Origin of the sequence: Vibrio sp. 1F253 (genome assembly GCF_041439295.1) — a bacterium.
Lineage (GTDB): Bacteria > Pseudomonadota > Gammaproteobacteria > Enterobacterales > Vibrionaceae > Vibrio > Vibrio tasmaniensis_A.
Map to the genome: position 1 here is coordinate 23,568 of NZ_JBGONU010000045.1, position 17,136 is coordinate 40,703.

Genomic DNA, 17,136 nt, shown 5'->3' on the forward strand with positions numbered 1-17,136 from the left:
CTTACTTGTTAGCAATCGTTTACCACTATAACACGGCTCCTTTATGAGCGCAGCCTAGAAGCGTTTTGTGACTTGAATATCAACGGTTTCATGGAGTTCAGAAAATACGATGCTGACTTCCTTTGAGGCTAATTGATGTTTCACTTGGTCAATCTTGTTTTGCAATGAAACCTCTACGTCACCGTAGTCTGTGCCTTCACGCAGCACGAATTCTTTAATGAGGTTTTCCAGTGTTTCTGGCGCAATGTCTTGCCATGGGATGATCATAAATACTTCTCTCTTTTATGTTCATGGATAGGTTTATTGTTGTAGAAATGAGTGAGCTTAGTAATATTTTTACTGCTATTTACTAAGACTCGTCATTATGCCGAATCTTGTAGACTTTCATAGTAGGCGGGTAATGCTTCTTCTAACCAAAATCTTGGCTTGAGTGTGCTGCCAGTAATGAACCCCACATGACCGCCTTTTTGAAACAGTCGATAATCGATGTTATCAGGCAGAACGAACTTTGGAATCACATCATCGGTCATGAAAGGATCGTCCTTGGCATGAATGATCTGAGTTGGTAGTTTGATCTTCTTGAGTTTAGGCAGTGCGGAGCATTGTGCATAATAATCTTGGGCATTTTTGAACCCATGCAGAGGCGCCGTAATTTGTTCATCAAACTCATACAGTTTGGTGATCTTCTTAATGGTTTCCGCTGTGACCCCCAGCTTTTCCTGTAGCAGGTTAACTTTTTTCAAGGCGTTTGATTTTAGAGAGTTGAGTAGATACTTCTTATAGAGCTTGGAGAAGCCCTGCTCAATGCGACTAGAACAACAAGCCAAGTCAAATGGAGCTGATACTATGGTCGCCGCCGACAGCAATGGGTCGTCGGCATACTCAGCCAAATAATTCGCCAGCATGTTACCACCCAAAGAGATACCAACTGCAACTTTGGGGTTGCTGGGGAACTGCGCGTGCAGATGCCTTAGGAAAAAGCGCGCATCTTCGACTTCACCTGAATGGTATGCACGAGCCAAGCGATTTGGTTTTCCGCTGCAACCTCTAAAGTGCATCATCACTGATAGCCAACCATCTTTAGCAAATGCATTCATCAGCCCGTTGGCGTAAGGGCTCTCAAAGCTCCCTTCTAATCCGTGGAATAGAACGAATATTGGCTTGTTACTTTTATCATCATTGCTTGGCGTGTCACCGTCTGGCGATTCACTCCATGCAAGGTCTAGGAAATCGCCGTCGGGAGTTTCTAAGGTCTGCCATTGAGGAGCAAACAACGCCTGCTTTCTAATAAATCTTGGCACTAAGGTTTGTAAATGTGGATTCGATAGGCCAGCGGCAGCGGTAAATATTGTCATAAAAACAGTCCATGCTTCTTTTATGGGCTTTGATAAAGTGTTGAGCTTTTAGCGAAACGCCCACGTTTTTATTTGAGCTTGGTTGATTCTTAGCATAAGCGCAAGGGTTTCACTGATATGATCGACCAAAATAGGTGGTAGGTAACTGGTTGAATAATATCAAGGTTGGGCGTATTAAAGACTCCCCCAAATGTGTTTTAGTCAGCATGCGATCATGGTAACGAGCGAGCGCAGTTAAGCTTGGAGCTTGATTGAATAAAAGGAAAAGGAAATGCGTTAGGGCTGTGGTGCTGGTTCAGAAAAAGCGTCGTAGAGATTTTCCGCCCCTAATAAACGACAGTACTGTAAAGCGAGCGGTGATTGTTGGTTCGCTGTAAGTTGAAGAGACTTAATACAGTCGACGAGGTCGGACTGTTGTTGCTTTTCAAGCTGCAGCTCAAATTGTAAGGCTTCACGGTAGAGTGAATCAACAACGTGTGCTTTGAGGTGTTTACGCAGCTCTCGATAACTATGAAGCAAGGTTTCAGAGCGACTTAAGCATTGTTGCACCTTGTGCCACTCCTCCTCAGCGAAAGAGAGTTGCTGCTCATCAAGCCATTTGAGAAGCAGTAGTAGATTGACGTTGCCATGGAATTGGTTTTGCAAAGCTAAGCACGCATCCTTAACACCGCGCACACTGTAATACTGAAGGCTAAATTGCCATAGTCGTTCCAGTGTTAGTGATATTGGTGCGTGCTCTGGGCTCATAAGCTATCCATATCCAGTTCCATCTGCTCAAGCTCTTCTTGAGTGGACATCCAATCCATTTCAACTTCTTCTAGCTGTGACTTACTGCTCGCTTGTAGAGCGAGTACTTTATTCAGTTTAGCCTTATTTTCAGCTTCATAAAGTGAAGTGTCAGATAATTGCTGTTCAGCCTCTTCAAGATCAAGCGTCAACTTATCCATTTTCTTTTCAAACTGAGTTAATTGTTTGCGAATCGGCGCGGTTAGTTTTCTGAACTCTGCTTCTTTACGTTTCTGATCTTTTTTTGCTGCTGCACTGTTGGCGCCATCTTTTGCTGGTGCCAATGCTTGTGCTTCTTTTCGCTCAACTTTCTGTTGTTCGGTTAGCCACTTGTAGTAATCGCTAAGGTCACCATCAAACGGTGCAACTTGACGGTCGTGTACAAGGTATAAATCATCAGTAGTGGCACGAAGTAGGTAGCGGTCGTGCGATACGATAACCATCGCGCCTTCAAACGTCTGCAATGCAAACGTTAGTGCCTGACGCATATCGAGATCCAAGTGGTTGGTTGGTTCATCGAGTAGTAATAGGTTCGGTTTTTGCCATACCAGCAGAGCCAATACCAAACGCGCTTTTTCACCACCGGAGAACGGTGCCACTTTATCGAGCGCTTTTTCACCTTGGAAGCCAAAGCTACCTAGGTAGTCACGCAGTTGTTGCTCGGTGTGTTTTGGCGCAATCTGCATCATGTGCTGAAGTGGTGTCTCTTCCGGGTGCAGCGTCTCTAATTGGTGTTGGGCAAAGTAACCCATTTTAACGCCTTGCGAATAGCTTAGCTCGCCACCTTGTTGTTTCAGTTCACCTGAAAGCAGCTTAATCAGCGTCGATTTACCTGCACCATTTCGACCAAGTAAACCAATACGGCTGCCCGGTACTAGGTTTAGGCGAATCTTCTCTAGAATCAGATTGTCATCGTAACCTGCAGAGACCTCGTCCATCATCATGATTGGGTTTGGTAGTGCGTCTGGTTCTCTAAATTCAAAGCTGAAAGGGTTATCAAACTGAGCGGGCAGTACTTGTTCCATTTTCTCTAGCGCTTTAATACGGCTTTGCGCTTGGCGAGCTTTTGAAGCTTTATAACGGAAACGGTCAATGTAGCTCTGCATGTGCGACATTTGTTTCTGCTGCTTTTGGTACATCGCTTGTTGCAGAATTAGCTTTTGCGCTCGTTGGGTTTCGAACGACGAGTAGTTACCTGTGTATTCATTGAGCAGTTGATTTTCAACATGCACGATGCGGTTGACGATAGGATCCAAGAAGTCCCTATCGTGTGAGATAAGAACGAGTGTGCCTGGGTAGTTTTGTAACCAGCGTTCTAGCCACATTACAGCGTCTAAATCCAAGTGGTTGGTTGGCTCATCGAGTAACAGTAGGTCACTGCGACACAGTAGGGCTTGCGCTAGGTTCAAACGCATACGCCAACCCCCTGAAAATTGAGTCAGGTTCCATGTCATTTGTTCTTGGCGAAAGCCCAGGCCGTCTAACAGCTCAGCCGCGCGTGCTTTGATGCTATAACCACCAATGGTTTCAATCTTGCCATGGATCTCTGCGACTAATGTGCCGTTGTCGGCTTGTTCGGCTTTCTCCAGTTGATCTTCAAGGCCACGGTATTCACGGTCGCCATCAATCACGTATTCAATTGCTGTTCTTTCTAATGCAGGTGTTTCTTGAGCAACCCAAGCCATTTCCCAATGGGCTGGTTTACTGAATGAGCCAGCATCAATAGACAGTTCGTCCTTAATTAGGGCGAACAGCGTAGATTTACCACAGCCATTCTTACCAACCAAACCGATCTTGTCGCCAGGGTGAAAAGTCGCAGATGCTTGGTCGAGGAGTGGCTTACCGCCGCGTAGCAATTGAATATCAGAGAAAGTAATCATAATTGAAATAGCATAGAAATTAGAGGTGAACAGACGCCTGCATAGTAGGCTGAAACCAGATAAAAGTCGATCACAATGCAATTTGCGTTATGATGCCAATAACATATTAGTAACTTTTGCTTAAATTCTTGTGGCCTTGCCACCGTTTAGCCTTCAAAGGAATGTTTCAAAGGAATGAGTAATACTCCCTCGACAGACAACCCCGTGCCAAAGGTGCTGGTCATCTATGCGCATCCAGAGCCACAAACCTCTATCGCTAACCAGATCATGGTTAAAAAGATAGAGTCGCTTGGGAATGTCAAAGTCCACGATCTCTACGCCATCTATCCTGACTTCTTTATTGATGTGCCTTCTGAGCATGCATTGCTGCTTGAATATGATGTGATCGTGTTCCAACACCCTTTGTTTATGTATTCCTGCCCATCACTGCTTAAAGAGTGGTTTGACCGAGTATTAGGCAAGGGTTTTGCGTTTGGTGAGCAAAGTGCGCTTAAAGGTAAACACTGGCGCAGTGTGATTACTACCGGTGGTAAAGAAGAGGCGTTTGGTGCCGCAGGCTATAATAAATATCCATTACAAGAGATTTTGCAACCATTCGAGCTAACGGCTGCTTTGTGTCAGATGCACTGGATATCCCCTTTGGTTTTACACTGGGCACGAAATGTCACCGATATGACGCGTTACCAACACGCAGAAGCGTATCGAAATTGGTTGCGAGACCCGCTACAAGATATAGGAGCGAATGATGGCTCTGACTAACGATTTTCTACAAAGTAGCGTTATATTTTTAGCAGCTGCTGTGGTTGCGGTTCCTATCGCACAGCGCGCTGGATTAGGGTCGGTACTCGGTTACTTATTAGCGGGTGTGGCGATTGGCCCATGGGGGCTTGGTTTAATCAGTGATGTAGAGGCGATTCTACACTTCTCCGAATTCGGGGTGGTACTGCTGCTCTTCTTGATTGGTCTCGAACTTAATCCGAAAAAACTGTGGCAGATGCGAGCCCCCATTCTAGGACTCGGTGGCGCGCAAGTGCTGATCACCACTCTGATTATTACTGCCATCGCGTGTATGTTTGGTTTAACTTGGCAAACTAGCTTAGTCATCGGTATGGGTTTAGCTTTGTCTTCGACCGCTATTGCGTTGCGTGTTATTGAAGAGCGAGAGCTTGGTGGCAAAGAAGCGGGGCAGTCAGGCTTTGCGGTATTACTTTTCCAAGATATTGCCGTTATCCCTATGTTGGCGATGCTGCCTTTGCTTGCGGGTAAGACGGGCGGCAGTTGGGCTGACATGTTGTGGATGCTAGGCGGTGTAATTGGCTTGCTTGTCGGTGGTCACTTCTTGTTGAGACCACTGTTCCGATATGTAGTCATGAGCGGTGTGCGTGAGTTGTTCACGGTAGCAGCGCTGTTATTGGTGATTGGTATTGCCGTCATCATGCAGCAGATTGGTTTGTCGATGGCATTAGGTACTTTCTTGGCGGGCGTACTTCTGGCTGAAAGTGAATATCGACACGAGTTAGAAATCGCGATTGACCCATTCAAAGGGTTACTGCTTGGTCTGTTCTTTATCTCTGTGGGTATGGCAGTAAACCTAGGTTTATTGGCAGAAAGCCCATTCGCAATACTAATAGCTGTAATGGCCCTCGTGGTGTTGAAAGGTTTAGTGCTGTACGCGCTAGCTCGTATCTTTGGAACACAGGCAAAAGCGCGTAGCCGAATGGCGATGATTCTCAGCCAAGGTGGTGAGTTTGCTTTCGTTATTTTTACCGCGGCGAGTGCGCAGGGCATCTTAAGTGGCGAACAGGTGTCGTTCTTACTGGTGGTAGTGAGCCTGTCTATGGTGACCACGCCGCTGATGCTTAAGCTGCAAGACCGATTCTTTGCTCGTCAGCTGAACCAAATCAGCGAAAGTGCGATGTCTTCGGATGTGGTCGATCGTAGCCCTCGAGTGATTATTGCGGGCTTTGGTCGTTTCGGTCAGATCATTGGCCGCTTGATGTACGCCAACAAGATTCGCATCACTGTTCTTGAGAGTGATGCCAGCCAAATACACATTCTGAGAAAGTTCGGCTACAAGGTATTTTATGGTGATTCAACACACTTAGAACTGTTACGTGCCGCAGGTGCAGACAAAGCGGAAGCGATCGTGTTGTGTACCGACTCTCCAGACGAAATCATGAAAACTGTCGACTTGTGTAAGCAGCATTTCCCACAGTTAAAGATTTTAGCGCGTGCTCGAAGCCGTGTTGAAGCGTATCAATTACTTAACCACGGTGTGAGCAACTACTCGCGTGAAACCTTCCTTGGGGCATTAGATTTAGGTCGTCAAACATTGACCGAACTTGGCATGCATCCATATAAAGCGAAGCGAGCAGAAGCACACTTTAGGAAACTGGATAATGGTATGCTGAAAGAGTTGCTGCCTCAGCATAACGAAGATGCCGAGTTAGCCCAAAGAGCGAAAGAGGCTCGCAAAGAGCTTGAAGAGATTTTTGGACACGAGATGGAAAATGATCACCAATCTCGAAACTATTGGCAGTAGCTTGAAGTGATAACTAATGCTAGAGCTCTAGAAATATAGCTTGAGCTCTAGAAATAAAAGTCTAGATAACTAATCTAATAATAAACGTGGTCTCTGCTTTGTCTTTAATAGATCTAGATCGGAAGAACTGCGAATCCAGAGTTGTAAAGGATATGAACGTGAAACAGAAAAAACGCTTTATCGCAGGGGCGAGCTGCCCAAGCTGCAAGACTCAAGACACACTCCGCTGGTGGATTGAAAATAATATCGAGCTGGTGGAATGCGTCGATTGTGACTTCACAGAACAGCGTAAACCGAAAACTGTAGAGAAATCTGAACACGCGAATCAAGAAATGATCGGTATTTTTAAGCCTGAGTGATTGAGTTTCGTCAATTGATCCCCATAATATCCGGGTACAGAATTTTTCCTAAGCTCAACTGTTCGAGCTTAGTCCAAACCTCCTTGGAGCTCTCATGAAAATTGAAAAGAACGTAGTAGTTAGTGTTGCATATCAAGTGAAACTTGAAGATGGCGTAGTAGTTGACCAATCAACTGCAGAAGCTCCACTAGATTACCTTCACGGTCACAACAACCTAATTACAGGTCTTGAAAAAGAGCTTGAAGGCAAAGTCGCTGGCGACAAGTTCTCAGCAACTGTTACTCCAGAAGACGCTTACGGCGAGCACAACGATGACCTAGTTCAACGTGTTCCTGCAGACGTATTCCAAGGTGTTGAGCAAATCGAAGTTGGCATGCGTTTCCTAGCGGATACTGACCAAGGTCCAATCCCAGTTGAAGTTACTGAAGTAGATGGCGACGAAGTTGTTGTTGACGGTAACCACATGCTAGCTGGCCAAACTCTAACGTTTGACGTTGAAGTTGTAGCGGTTCGTGAAGCGACTGAAGAAGAAGTTCAACACGGTCACGTACACCAAGAAGGCGGCTGTGGCGGTCACGACCACGATCATGATCACGAAGGTGGTTGCTGTGGTGGCGAAGGCCATGACCATGCTGAAGAGAAAAAAGACGGCTGCTGCGGCGGCGGTAGCTGTGGTTCTCACTAATACCGAATTAACGGTTTAGTTTAAGAATATTGAAAGCCTCCCTTGTGGAGGTTTTTTTCGTTTAGGGTGCTAGCTTTTTGAGTTGGCTTTTCATCTACTAAACTAAATGTCCGCAAATCTAAGCGTTCGTAAATAGTTTGGTTTTCGCTATCAGACATCAAATCTTGGATGTGGTATTGATAGCACAACATTATAAGTTGACGTCAGTGGAGAGTTTGTATGTCACAGCCTTTTTCAATTGCCATTCATGGTGGTGCAGGCACCATCTTACGAGAGCAAATGAGTGATGAATTAAAAACGGGTATTACCGAGGCTTTGGAAAAATCGGTTTTGGCTGGCTATCAAGTATTACAGTCGGGTGGTGATGCGCTAGATGCAGTGGTTGCTTCAGTTAAGGTGATGGAAGACAGTCCCCACTTTAATGCTGGTAAAGGTTCTGTTCTGACTCATGATGAATTTGTTGAGATGGATGCTTCTGTGATGCACGGTCGTGAAATGGATGCGGGGGCTATTGCCGGTGTCCGCCATATCAAAAATCCAATTGAGCTTGCGCGTGATGTGATGCTTAAAAGCGACCATGTGCTGCTGATTGGTGAAGGCGCCGAGAAGTTTGCGTTTGAGCATGACCATACTTTCACCGAGCAAGATTACTTCTTTACTGAGCGTCGTTATGACCAACTTCAATCGATGAAAGAGAAAGGTATTTTTGCTTTGTCTGAAGCGAAGTATGATGAAGAGCAAGCTGATAAATATCCAGATGATAAAAAGTACGGCACGGTTGGCGCGGTCGCATTAGACCAAGCCGGAAACTTAGCAGCCGCAACCAGCACTGGTGGCGTAACCAATAAAAAATACGGTCGTGTGGGAGATTCTCCAATCATCGGTGCAGGCACTGTTGCTGAAAATGGCAATGTGGCCGTTTCAACAACAGGTATGGGGGAGTTCTTCCTTAGAAAGATGGTTGCCAGTGATGTGGCGGCACGAATGCGTTATCTCAAGGAAGATGTGCATACGGCTTGTGAAACGATAATTCAAGGTGAATTGAAAACCATGGGTGGTGAAGGTGGCTTGATTGCTATCGATGGACAAGGTGATATTCATTTCGGTATGAACAGTTCAGGAATGTACCGTGCGAGTGTTGATACTAATGGCTGCGTGGAAGTGAAAATTTATGCCGATGACTAAGTTTGTATTGCCTTAACTGACTTTAGTTGAATTAGCGCAGATTAAACAAACAAAAGGGCGACAGATAAGTATCTGTCGCCCTTTTGGTTCTCTATGTCCCGTCCTGACATGTGTTTACACATTGAGGACGAGAAACTAACGATATGCGTCGCTAGAATTAATTCGTTATCTTTAAACCGCACTTAATAGTGTGGGGGTGGCGTCTCTTCTGATGCGTCAGCGAGGTTTGAGCCATCCATATTTTTTACTTTGCCAACCACGAACTTCATCTGGTCTTGCATTCTCGTGATCAACATCTGTTGTTGGCTAAGCGCTTCATTAAGTTCTTCAATGGTTTGCTCTTGGAAAGCCAACTGACATTCTAGGTCATTCACGCGGCTTTCTAATTGTTCAACTCGCTTTTCTGTCATCGTTATTAATCCACATTCCAAGCTTGGGCAATGCCCGCAGAGGTGCCCGATATCACACGGTTCTTATCATCAAAGGCTGCATCATACACTACCGCACGAGGAGGGCGAGCATCTTTTAATGGCTCGGCGTCGTGGCGAGAAATGCGTTTACCATCTTGAGTACTCCACACGCTCACTTGGCTAGATGGCGTACCTGTTACCAACATACTGCCGTCATCAGAAAAGCGAGCACTGGAGAAAATTAGCTGTCGAGACCAGCTCTGCAATTGAGCTTGAGGTTCACCTGTCTCAAGATCCCAGATCATCGCTTGATTCCCTCCATCGGAGGTAAAAGCTAGCTCTCCATCTCGTTGTAAGGCAACTCGTACGACTCTTTGTTCATGCTCGAATGTACGCAATACCAAGCCTGATTCGGTATCCCAAAGGTAAGCTTTATAGTCGTTACCGCCTGATAATGCGTAGCGCCCATTCGAAGATAGGGAGACGGAATTAACTTTTTCTCGGTGAGCGAGGAACTCCAGACGGCGTCCGGTGACTAAGTCCACATAGATAGCTTTGCCATTAGATAGGCCCAGCAGTACTTTTTCACCGTTGCTAGAGATATCAACATCGCGAATTAAGCCATCGGAAATCGACCATAGCCCTTCAGCTTGTGTCCAAGATAAGTCCCAAACGGCGAAATTCATCTGACTGGCGGTAATGGCAAAGCGACCATTGTCAGAGATGCGAATACGCGATACTTGATTTTCGGATTGATCTTGTGGACCAAGTTGAGCCAGTTCTTTGTTTTGGGCAAGATCCCAAAGGAGCAGCTGTTTTTGCTGCGAGTAGAGCAGCGCGAAGCGTCCATCTCTACTTAGGGCAAAGCTGGTGGCGCCGTTGGGTTCAATTTCCCAGCGTTGGTCATCATCTTGGAAGAAAAAGCAGCCATTTAACAAGGTGATGACAATCGTACATAGCAATGAGTGGAAAAATATTCGCATCACATCCAATAATCCGGTTTGTGTCGAAAGACATATGACTAGTATATTGTTATAACTAACGTATTCACACCAATCTAATCATTAGATTTGTGCACAATAACCAATGGCTTGGCCATTAATTGGAGAATTCAATGAAATCAGTTTTAAAAGTATCACTGCTTGCCGCAACGGTTATGCTAGCAGTTGGTTGTCAGAAAGAAGAACCAAAGGCAGAAGCTCCACAGGTAGAAGAAGTTAAAGTTGCAGCAGTAAACTTTAAAACAGAAGATGACAAAGCGGCATACGCAATCGGTGTATCTTTCGCTAACTACTTAAGCACAAGCATTGATAAGCCAAGCGAGCTAGGTATTAACTTAGACAAAGCGATGGTTCTTCAAGGTATCGAAGACGTATTCGCAGAGAAGACGGCACTTAACGAAGAAGAGACTCGTGCAGCTCTTGAAGCTCTAGACAAGCGTGTTGCTGAAACGATGCAAGCACAAGCGGCAGAAAAGTCTGCAGAAGTGAAGAAAGCGGGTGATGACTTCCGCGCTGAGTTCGCTAAAACTGAAGGCGTTAAGCAAACTGAATCTGGTCTACTTTACCAAGTAATGACGGCTGGTGAAGGCGCTTCTCCAAAAGATACTGATACGGTTCAAGTACACTACAAAGGTACGCTAACAGACGGCACTCAGTTCGACAGCTCTTACGATCGTGGCGAACCAGCAACATTCCCACTAAACCGCGTAATCCCAGGCTGGACTGAAGGCGTACAATTGATGCAAGTGGGTTCTAAGTACAAGTTCGTTATCCCACCAGAGCTAGCATACGGTGAGCAAGATACACCGACTATCCCAGCTAACTCAACGCTAGTATTCGAAGTAGAACTACTAAATATCGATAACGCTGAAGCAGCTCCTGCACAATAATATCGGTTAAAAGCCTCGTACTAAAATACGTTGATTGAATAAAAAGCCTAACTTTAAGTTAGGCTTTTTTTATGACTTGAATATGAGTATTTGATTTTTAAACTTGTTCTAAATCACTAGTTGCAATGTTAGCTAGGTGTGCAATTAAAATTTTCTGATAAACTTACATAAATTTGTTGATTTTTCACACGAAGGTAAGGAATAAGTGACTACTACAGAAACAGTCAATGCGGACATGTTACTCGAAATGGAATCAGTCCATGTCATGCCATTCAGTGAACACGATAAAATTATCTTAAGATCTTATGAGGCCGTAGTTGATGGTATTGCGAGTCTGATCGGTCCGTTTTGTGAAATCGTTTTACACTCTTTAGAAGACCTCAATACTTCAGCGATTAAAATTGCCAATGGTGAAAATACAGGCCGTCAGGTTGGTTCGCCAATCACCGATCTTGCATTGAAGATGTTGAAAGATATTGAAGGTTCTAAGCGTAACTTCTCTCGTTCATATTTTACTCGCGCTAAAGGCGGGGTACTAATGAAGTCGATCACGGTTGCTATCCGCAATGGTGAAGACCGAGTGATTGGCTTACTGTGTATCAACGTGAACTTAGATGCGCCATTCTCACAAGTGCTGCAATCTTTCATGCCTACGCAAGACGCGGACGAAGCAGCGTCATCTGTTAACTTTGCTAGTGACGTTGAAGAACTTGTCGACCAAACGGTTGAACGCACGATTGAAGAAATCAATGCAGACAAATCTGTATCGAACAACACCAAAAATCGCCAAATCGTGATGGAACTATACGACAAAGGTATTTTCGACATCAAAGACGCGATTAACCGCGTTGCTGAGCGATTGAATATCTCTAAGCACACCGTGTACTTGTACATCCGTCAACGTAAAACAGAGGATGAAGAGGGTTGTTAAGCTATACACTCTTAGTTAATGGACCCGTTTACGGGTCACAATCCGCAAGAAGTGCTTATCAGTTTGCTGTGGCTCTATTGAAACAGGGCCACAAACTTCACAGTGTGTTCTTCTATCAAGACGGCGTCAGTAATGGCTCTGGCATTACTGTGCCTGCTAATGATGAATTTGATTTAGCTGCCGCTTGGCAAAAACTGGCAGACGAGCACAATGTTAGCCTAGAGACATGTGTTGCTGCTGCGCTAAGGCGTGGAGTTATCAGCACTGAAGAAGCGGCGCAACATCAATTAAGTGCATCTAACTTGGCGACCGGGTTTACCCAAGCTGGCTTAGGGAGTTTATCTGAAGCACTTCTTACGCAAGATAGGGTTGTCCAGTTTTGAGCACATTAGCATTTATATTTAACAGCTTTCCTCATACAACGGCTGCAGGTAGGGAAGGGCTAGACGCATTGTTAGCGGCTTCAGCTTACAGTGAAGACATCAGCGTATTCTTTGTCGGTGATGGCGTTACACAGCTTCTCAAAGCGCAACAGCCTGATGAATCCTTATCACGTGACTATATTTCTGCATTCAAGCTTATGGAGCTCTACGACATCGAGCAGGTTTACGTGTGTCAACATAGCCTCAATCAGTTTGGTTTCTCGACTGATAACTTACTGATCGATGTGACTGCGCTAGAAGTGAATGAGTTGACGCAGAAGTTAGCTCAGAGCAAAAAAATACTGACTTTCTAGGGAACGTTATGCTTCATATTGTAAAATCAGTAGACAAACTCAAGCTTGCATTGATGTACTCGCAACAAAAGGACCATATCCTTTTGGTTGAAGATGCGGTGTATGTTTGCCTTCCAAATCATGAGTTATTCAATCAAATCTCAACCGTTAAACATGTGTCGGTATTAAAAACAGATCTTTATAGTCGAGGTCTACAACAACTTGCTTCAAGCTCTCTAGATCAAGTGGACTTCGATGGATTCGTAAAACTGACTGTTTTGAACGACAAATCAGTCACTTGGTAGCTATATTTTATCAGTGTGGTTAAAAAAAGACCATCCTGAGCTCTAGACGGCTAAAAAAGATCTGTATATTTCTTGACACACATCCCACTGCTGAATAGAATTTTGCGTCCCTATTTACACTATGTGTAATAGGGCTAGATTTTTCATCAAGCTTACTTTCAAGTAAATCAGGAGCTAGTTAATGGCAACTATTAACCAGTTGGTACGTACTCCTCGTGTAAAGCAGGTTGTTAAAAGCAACGTGCCTGCACTAGAAGCGTGCCCACAAAAACGTGGTGTATGTACTCGCGTATATACTACTACTCCAAAAAAACCGAACTCAGCACTACGTAAAGTATGTCGTGTTCGTCTAACTAACGGCTTTGAAGTTACTTCATACATCGGCGGCGAAGGTCATAACCTTCAAGAACACAGTGTTGTTCTTATCCGTGGTGGTCGTGTTAAAGATTTACCAGGTGTGCGTTACCACACTGTTCGCGGTGCACTTGACTGTGCAGGCGTTAACGACCGTAAGAAAGGTCGTTCTAAGTATGGTGTGAAACGTCCTAAGTCTTAATGCGTCTTTTTTTAAAAGAAAGCGTTAAGTAAGGCCAAACACTATTTATTTATTATTCTGAAAAGTTTTGGAAAAAACCTGAAGAAGACAACGGAGAAATTCCATGCCACGTCGTCGCGTAATAGGCCAGCGTAAGATCCTTCCAGATCCTAAGTTCAAATCTGAGCTGCTGGCAAAATTCGTTAACATCCTTATGGTTGACGGAAAAAAATCTACTGCAGAGAAGATTGTTTACACTGCACTAGAAGTTATGGCTGAGAAATCTGGTAAAGATCACTTAGCTGTATTTGAAGAAGCTCTTGAAAATGTTCGTCCAGCGGTAGAAGTTAAATCTCGCCGTGTGGGTGGTTCAACTTACCAAGTACCTGTAGAAGTTCGTCCGGTTCGCCGTAACGCTCTTGCTATGCGTTGGGTAGTTGAAGCTGCGCGTAAGCGTGGTGAAAAATCTATGGCTCAACGCCTAGCTGCTGAAATGCTAGACGCGTCTGAGAACAAAGGTACTTCGGTTAAGAAACGTGAAGACGTTCACCGTATGGCTGACGCAAACAAAGCGTTCGCACATTACCGCTGGTAATACCTTTTTAGTGCTGCAAGTTTCCTTGCAGCACTTCTTTAGTTCCTATGCTTATGCTAGGAACTATTGCTATTTCTAGGGCAAGCACTTTTTAGCGAAGTATCGCTTTTAGCGCATAATCTAGACATAGCAATAGTCCCTAAGTCTCTAATAAGAGGATTCAACCGTGGCTCGTAAAACTCCTATTGAGCAATACCGTAATATCGGTATCGTTGCTCACGTAGATGCAGGTAAAACAACCACAAGTGAACGTATTCTGTTCTATACCGGTCTTTCTCACAAAATCGGCGAAGTTCACGATGGTGCAGCAACCATGGATTGGATGGAGCAAGAGCAAGAGCGCGGTATTACGATCACTTCAGCAGCAACTACTACGTTTTGGCGTGGTATGGAAGCTCAGTACTCTGACCACCGTATTAATATCATCGACACTCCTGGGCACGTTGACTTCACAATCGAAGTAGAACGTTCTCTGCGTGTGCTTGATGGTGCAGTTGTTGTGTTCTGTGGCTCATCTGGTGTTGAACCTCAGTCAGAGACTGTATGGCGTCAAGCTGATAAGTACCAAGTTCCACGTATGGTTTTCGTTAATAAAATGGACCGTACAGGCGCAGACTTCTTGCGTGTAGTTGAACAGATCAAGGATCGCCTAGGCGCAACTCCTGTTCCAATTCAACTGAACATTGGTGCTGAAGAAAACTTCCAAGGCGTTGTCGATCTTATCAAGATGAAGGCGATTAACTGGAACGAAGCTGACCAAGGCATGACTTTCACGTACGAAGATATTCCTGCAGACATGCAAGAAATGGCTGAAGAATATCGTACAGAACTTGTTGAAGCTGCTGCAGAAGCAAATGAAGAGCTGATGGATAAGTACCTTGAAGAAGGTGAACTAACAGAAGCTGAAATCAAACAAGGTCTTCGTACTCGTACCCTTAATAATGAAATCGTACTTGCTACATGTGGTAGTGCATTCAAAAACAAAGGTGTACAAGCTGTTCTAGATGCAGTTGTTGACTTCCTTCCTTCTCCTGTCGATGTACCTGCAATTAAAGGTATCGATGAAGACGAGAACGAAGCAGAGCGTCATGCAGACGACAAAGAACCGTTCTCAGCGCTAGCATTTAAAATTGCAACAGACCCATTTGTTGGTACTTTAACTTTCATCCGTGTTTACTCTGGTGTTGTTGAAAGCGGTAAAACAGCTTACAACTCTGTGAAGAAACAACGTGAACGTTTAGGGCGCATTGTTCAAATGCACTCAAACAAGCGTGAAGAAGTAAAAGAAGTACGAGCAGGTGACATCGCAGCCATTATCGGCCTTAAAGATGTTACTACTGGTGAAACTCTATGTGATCAGAACCATAAAATTGTTCTTGAACGTATGGAATTCCCAGATCCAGTTATTCAGATCGTTGTAGAGCCTCGCTCTCAAGCTGATCAAGATAAAATGACTATCGCGTTAGGTAAGCTAGCGGCAGAAGATCCATCGTTCCGTGTTGAAACGGATGACGAGACTGGCCAGACACTAATCTCTGGTATGGGTGAACTGCACTTAGATATCATCGTTGACCGCATGAAGCGTGAATTCAGTGTGAACTGCAACGTTGGTAATCCGCAAGTTGCTTATCGTGAAACCATTCGTGGTACAGCGAAAGCTGAAGGTAAATTTATCCGCGAACATGGTGGTAAAGGACAGTACGGTCACGTGTGGCTGAAACTGGAACCCTCAGAAGCCGGTGAAGGCTTTGTCTTCGTAGATGAAATTGCCAATGGTATCGTGCCAAAAGAGTTCATTACCTCTGTCGCTAAAGGCGTTGAAGAGCAAATGAACAATGGTGTATTAGCGGGCTATCCAGTTTTGGATATCAAAGCTACACTATATGATGGTTCTTACCATGAAGTAGATTCAAGTGAGATGGCGTTTACAATCGCTGCCTCTATGGCTTTCAGAACGGGTGCACTAGAAGCGCAACCAGTTTTGCTTGAGCCTATGATGAAAGTTGAAGTAACTACTCCAGAAGACTGGATGGGTGACGTTGTTGGCGATATTAACCGTCGTCGCGGCATCATCGAAGGTATGGACGAGGGGACAGCTGGCCTGAAGATAATTCGTGCACAAGTTCCGTTGTCTGTCATGTTCGGTTACGCAACTGATTTACGTTCTGCGACACAAGGTCGTGCTTCTTACTCTATGGAGTTTAGTGAGTACGCTGAAGTGCCAAAAAATGTTGCTAATGCAATCATTGCAGAGCGTGGTTAAACAAAAGGGACGCATTTTTTTCATTTTTTGAAAGAACAATGCGTCCAAATATTGCGCTAACGAGAGTTGGCGCATAAAATAGCAATTTCTGGCGCGTCTCGCTCAATAATGAACGTGGCGAATCATAACTAGGAAGGAACACGATTGTGTCTAAAGAAAAATTTGAACGTACGAAACCGCACGTAAACGTTGGTACTATCGGCCACGTTGACCACGGTAAAACAACTCTAACTGCTGCTATCTGTACTACACTTGCAAAAGTGTACGGCGGTGTTGCTAAAGATTTCGCATCTATCGATAACGCTCCAGAAGAGCGCGAGCGCGGTATCACAATCGCAACTTCTCACGTTGAGTACGATACTCCTGAACGTCACTACGCACACGTAGACTGTCCTGGACACGCCGATTATGTTAAAAACATGATCACTGGTGCTGCTCAAATGGACGGCGGTATCCTAGTTGTTGCTGCTACAGATGGCCCTATGCCACAAACTCGTGAGCACATCCTACTTGGTCGTCAAGTTGGTATCCCTTACATCATCGTATTCATGAACAAATGTGACATGGTTGATGACGAAGAGCTACTTGAGCTAGTAGAAATGGAAGTTCGTGAACTTCTTTCTGAGTACGAGTACCCAGGAGACGACCTACCAGTAATTCAAGGTTCTGCACTTGGCGCTCTAAACGGCGAAAAGCAGT

20 protein-coding genes are annotated in these 17,136 nt (G+C 44.8%); 14 read left to right on the forward strand and 6 right to left on the reverse strand.

Going from position 1 to position 17,136, the window contains the following annotated elements:
- Positions 1-54: 54 nt before the first annotated feature.
- From ACED28_RS18390 to ACED28_RS18405, 4 genes are all read right to left on the reverse strand, one after another.
- Positions 55-267, reverse strand: coding sequence for a YheU family protein (locus tag ACED28_RS18390; RefSeq protein WP_004729649.1), 213 nt, complete (start codon positions 265-267; stop codon positions 55-57).
- 95 nt (positions 268-362) lie between these two features.
- On the reverse strand, positions 363-1,355 hold the full coding sequence (locus tag ACED28_RS18395) for a hydrolase (protein ID WP_009848922.1): 993 nt from the start codon (positions 1,353-1,355) through the stop codon (positions 363-365).
- A 276-nt stretch (positions 1,356-1,631) separates the two neighbouring features.
- A complete protein-coding gene (locus ACED28_RS18400; RefSeq protein WP_009848923.1) occupies positions 1,632-2,102 on the reverse strand; it encodes a TIGR02444 family protein in 471 nt (156 codons plus the stop codon).
- The gene (locus ACED28_RS18405) at positions 2,099-4,021 is read right to left on the reverse strand and encodes an ABC transporter ATP-binding protein (RefSeq protein ID WP_371702146.1); all 1,923 of its coding nucleotides are present in this window, start codon (positions 4,019-4,021) and stop codon (positions 2,099-2,101) included. Before ACED28_RS18405 ends, ACED28_RS18400 begins: the two co-directional genes overlap by 4 nt.
- 174 nt (positions 4,022-4,195) lie before the next feature.
- Between ACED28_RS18405 and kefG the strand changes: the two genes are divergently transcribed.
- The 5 genes from kefG (at position 4,196) to ACED28_RS18430 (ending at position 8,792) form a co-directional block, all read left to right on the forward strand.
- Complete coding sequence (gene kefG, locus ACED28_RS18410; protein ID WP_009848925.1) at positions 4,196-4,780, forward strand: glutathione-regulated potassium-efflux system ancillary protein KefG; 585 nt, start codon at positions 4,196-4,198, stop codon at positions 4,778-4,780.
- On the forward strand, positions 4,767-6,563 hold the full coding sequence (gene kefB, locus ACED28_RS18415; RefSeq protein WP_371710433.1) for a glutathione-regulated potassium-efflux system protein KefB: 1,797 nt from the start codon (positions 4,767-4,769) through the stop codon (positions 6,561-6,563). Before kefG ends, kefB begins: the two co-directional genes overlap by 14 nt.
- Before the next feature lie 158 nt (positions 6,564-6,721).
- Entirely contained in the window at positions 6,722-6,922 is a 201-nt protein-coding gene (locus ACED28_RS18420) for a YheV family putative zinc ribbon protein (protein ID WP_009848927.1), read from the forward strand.
- Between the two features lie 94 nt (positions 6,923-7,016).
- Positions 7,017-7,607 (forward strand): peptidylprolyl isomerase, encoded by a 591-nt coding sequence (gene slyD, locus ACED28_RS18425; protein ID WP_009848928.1) that lies wholly within the window; start codon positions 7,017-7,019, stop codon positions 7,605-7,607.
- Between the two features lie 219 nt (positions 7,608-7,826).
- Positions 7,827-8,792: an isoaspartyl peptidase/L-asparaginase family protein gene (locus ACED28_RS18430; protein WP_017103602.1), complete on the forward strand. Its 966-nt coding sequence runs from the start codon at positions 7,827-7,829 to the stop codon at positions 8,790-8,792.
- Between the two features lie 182 nt (positions 8,793-8,974).
- Here ACED28_RS18430 and ACED28_RS18435 read toward each other — a convergent pair whose 3' ends face one another.
- Positions 8,975-9,202 (reverse strand): SlyX family protein, encoded by a 228-nt coding sequence (locus ACED28_RS18435; RefSeq protein ID WP_009848930.1) that lies wholly within the window; start codon positions 9,200-9,202, stop codon positions 8,975-8,977.
- Between the two features lie 5 nt (positions 9,203-9,207).
- Positions 9,208-10,185: a WD40 repeat domain-containing protein gene (locus tag ACED28_RS18440; protein WP_122047196.1), complete on the reverse strand. Its 978-nt coding sequence runs from the start codon at positions 10,183-10,185 to the stop codon at positions 9,208-9,210.
- A 131-nt stretch (positions 10,186-10,316) separates the two neighbouring features.
- Between ACED28_RS18440 and fkpA the strand changes: the two genes are divergently transcribed.
- From fkpA to ACED28_RS18485, 9 genes are all read left to right on the forward strand, one after another.
- On the forward strand, positions 10,317-11,093 hold the full coding sequence (fkpA, locus tag ACED28_RS18445) for an FKBP-type peptidyl-prolyl cis-trans isomerase (RefSeq protein ID WP_009848932.1): 777 nt from the start codon (positions 10,317-10,319) through the stop codon (positions 11,091-11,093).
- Positions 11,094-11,298: 205 nt separating this feature from the next.
- Positions 11,299-12,024: a transcriptional regulator gene (locus tag ACED28_RS18450; RefSeq protein WP_012604921.1), complete on the forward strand. Its 726-nt coding sequence runs from the start codon at positions 11,299-11,301 to the stop codon at positions 12,022-12,024.
- Entirely contained in the window at positions 12,018-12,407 is a 390-nt protein-coding gene (gene tusD, locus ACED28_RS18455; RefSeq protein ID WP_017103600.1) for a sulfurtransferase complex subunit TusD, read from the forward strand. The genes ACED28_RS18450 and tusD overlap by 7 nt, the downstream gene beginning before the upstream one ends.
- Entirely contained in the window at positions 12,404-12,760 is a 357-nt protein-coding gene (tusC, locus tag ACED28_RS18460) for a sulfurtransferase complex subunit TusC (protein WP_371710434.1), read from the forward strand. The genes tusD and tusC overlap by 4 nt, the downstream gene beginning before the upstream one ends.
- A gap of 8 nt (positions 12,761-12,768) precedes the next feature.
- The gene (tusB, locus tag ACED28_RS18465; RefSeq protein ID WP_012604918.1) at positions 12,769-13,044 is read left to right on the forward strand and encodes a sulfurtransferase complex subunit TusB; all 276 of its coding nucleotides are present in this window, start codon (positions 12,769-12,771) and stop codon (positions 13,042-13,044) included.
- Positions 13,045-13,225: 181 nt separating this feature from the next.
- Positions 13,226-13,600 carry a 30S ribosomal protein S12 gene (gene rpsL / locus ACED28_RS18470; protein WP_012604917.1) on the forward strand — a complete coding sequence of 125 codons (375 nt, stop codon included), beginning with the start codon at positions 13,226-13,228 and terminating at the stop codon, positions 13,598-13,600.
- Between the two features lie 103 nt (positions 13,601-13,703).
- The gene (gene rpsG / locus ACED28_RS18475; protein ID WP_012604916.1) at positions 13,704-14,174 is read left to right on the forward strand and encodes a 30S ribosomal protein S7; all 471 of its coding nucleotides are present in this window, start codon (positions 13,704-13,706) and stop codon (positions 14,172-14,174) included.
- Positions 14,175-14,340: 166 nt separating this feature from the next.
- Positions 14,341-16,437 carry an elongation factor G gene (gene fusA / locus ACED28_RS18480; protein ID WP_012604915.1) on the forward strand — a complete coding sequence of 699 codons (2,097 nt, stop codon included), beginning with the start codon at positions 14,341-14,343 and terminating at the stop codon, positions 16,435-16,437.
- A 146-nt stretch (positions 16,438-16,583) separates the two neighbouring features.
- Positions 16,584-17,136 (forward strand): GTP-binding protein (locus tag ACED28_RS18485; protein ID WP_371710435.1); only part of this gene is annotated, 553 nt, incomplete at its 3' end.

Excerpts from the sequence above, each read along its gene's own strand:
- ACED28_RS18390 (WP_004729649.1), bottom strand. The coding sequence starts at position 267 with ATGATCATCCCATGGCAAGACATTGCGCCAGAAACACTGGAAAACCTC.
- ACED28_RS18395 (WP_009848922.1), bottom strand. The coding sequence starts at position 1,355 with ATGACAATATTTACCGCTGCCGCTGGCCTATCGAATCCACATTTACAA.
- ACED28_RS18400 (WP_009848923.1), bottom strand. The coding sequence starts at position 2,102 with ATGAGCCCAGAGCACGCACCAATATCACTAACACTGGAACGACTATGG.
- ACED28_RS18405 (WP_371702146.1), bottom strand. The coding sequence starts at position 4,021 with ATGATTACTTTCTCTGATATTCAATTGCTACGCGGCGGTAAGCCACTC.
- kefG (WP_009848925.1), top strand. The coding sequence starts at position 4,196 with ATGAGTAATACTCCCTCGACAGACAACCCCGTGCCAAAGGTGCTGGTC.
- kefB (WP_371710433.1), top strand. The coding sequence starts at position 4,767 with ATGGCTCTGACTAACGATTTTCTACAAAGTAGCGTTATATTTTTAGCA.
- slyD (WP_009848928.1), top strand. The coding sequence starts at position 7,017 with ATGAAAATTGAAAAGAACGTAGTAGTTAGTGTTGCATATCAAGTGAAA.
- ACED28_RS18430 (WP_017103602.1), top strand. The coding sequence starts at position 7,827 with ATGTCACAGCCTTTTTCAATTGCCATTCATGGTGGTGCAGGCACCATC.
- ACED28_RS18435 (WP_009848930.1), bottom strand. The coding sequence starts at position 9,202 with ATGACAGAAAAGCGAGTTGAACAATTAGAAAGCCGCGTGAATGACCTA.
- ACED28_RS18440 (WP_122047196.1), bottom strand. The coding sequence starts at position 10,185 with ATGCGAATATTTTTCCACTCATTGCTATGTACGATTGTCATCACCTTG.
- fkpA (WP_009848932.1), top strand. The coding sequence starts at position 10,317 with ATGAAATCAGTTTTAAAAGTATCACTGCTTGCCGCAACGGTTATGCTA.
- tusB (WP_012604918.1), top strand. The coding sequence starts at position 12,769 with ATGCTTCATATTGTAAAATCAGTAGACAAACTCAAGCTTGCATTGATG.
- rpsL (WP_012604917.1), top strand. The coding sequence starts at position 13,226 with ATGGCAACTATTAACCAGTTGGTACGTACTCCTCGTGTAAAGCAGGTT.
- rpsG (WP_012604916.1), top strand. The coding sequence starts at position 13,704 with ATGCCACGTCGTCGCGTAATAGGCCAGCGTAAGATCCTTCCAGATCCT.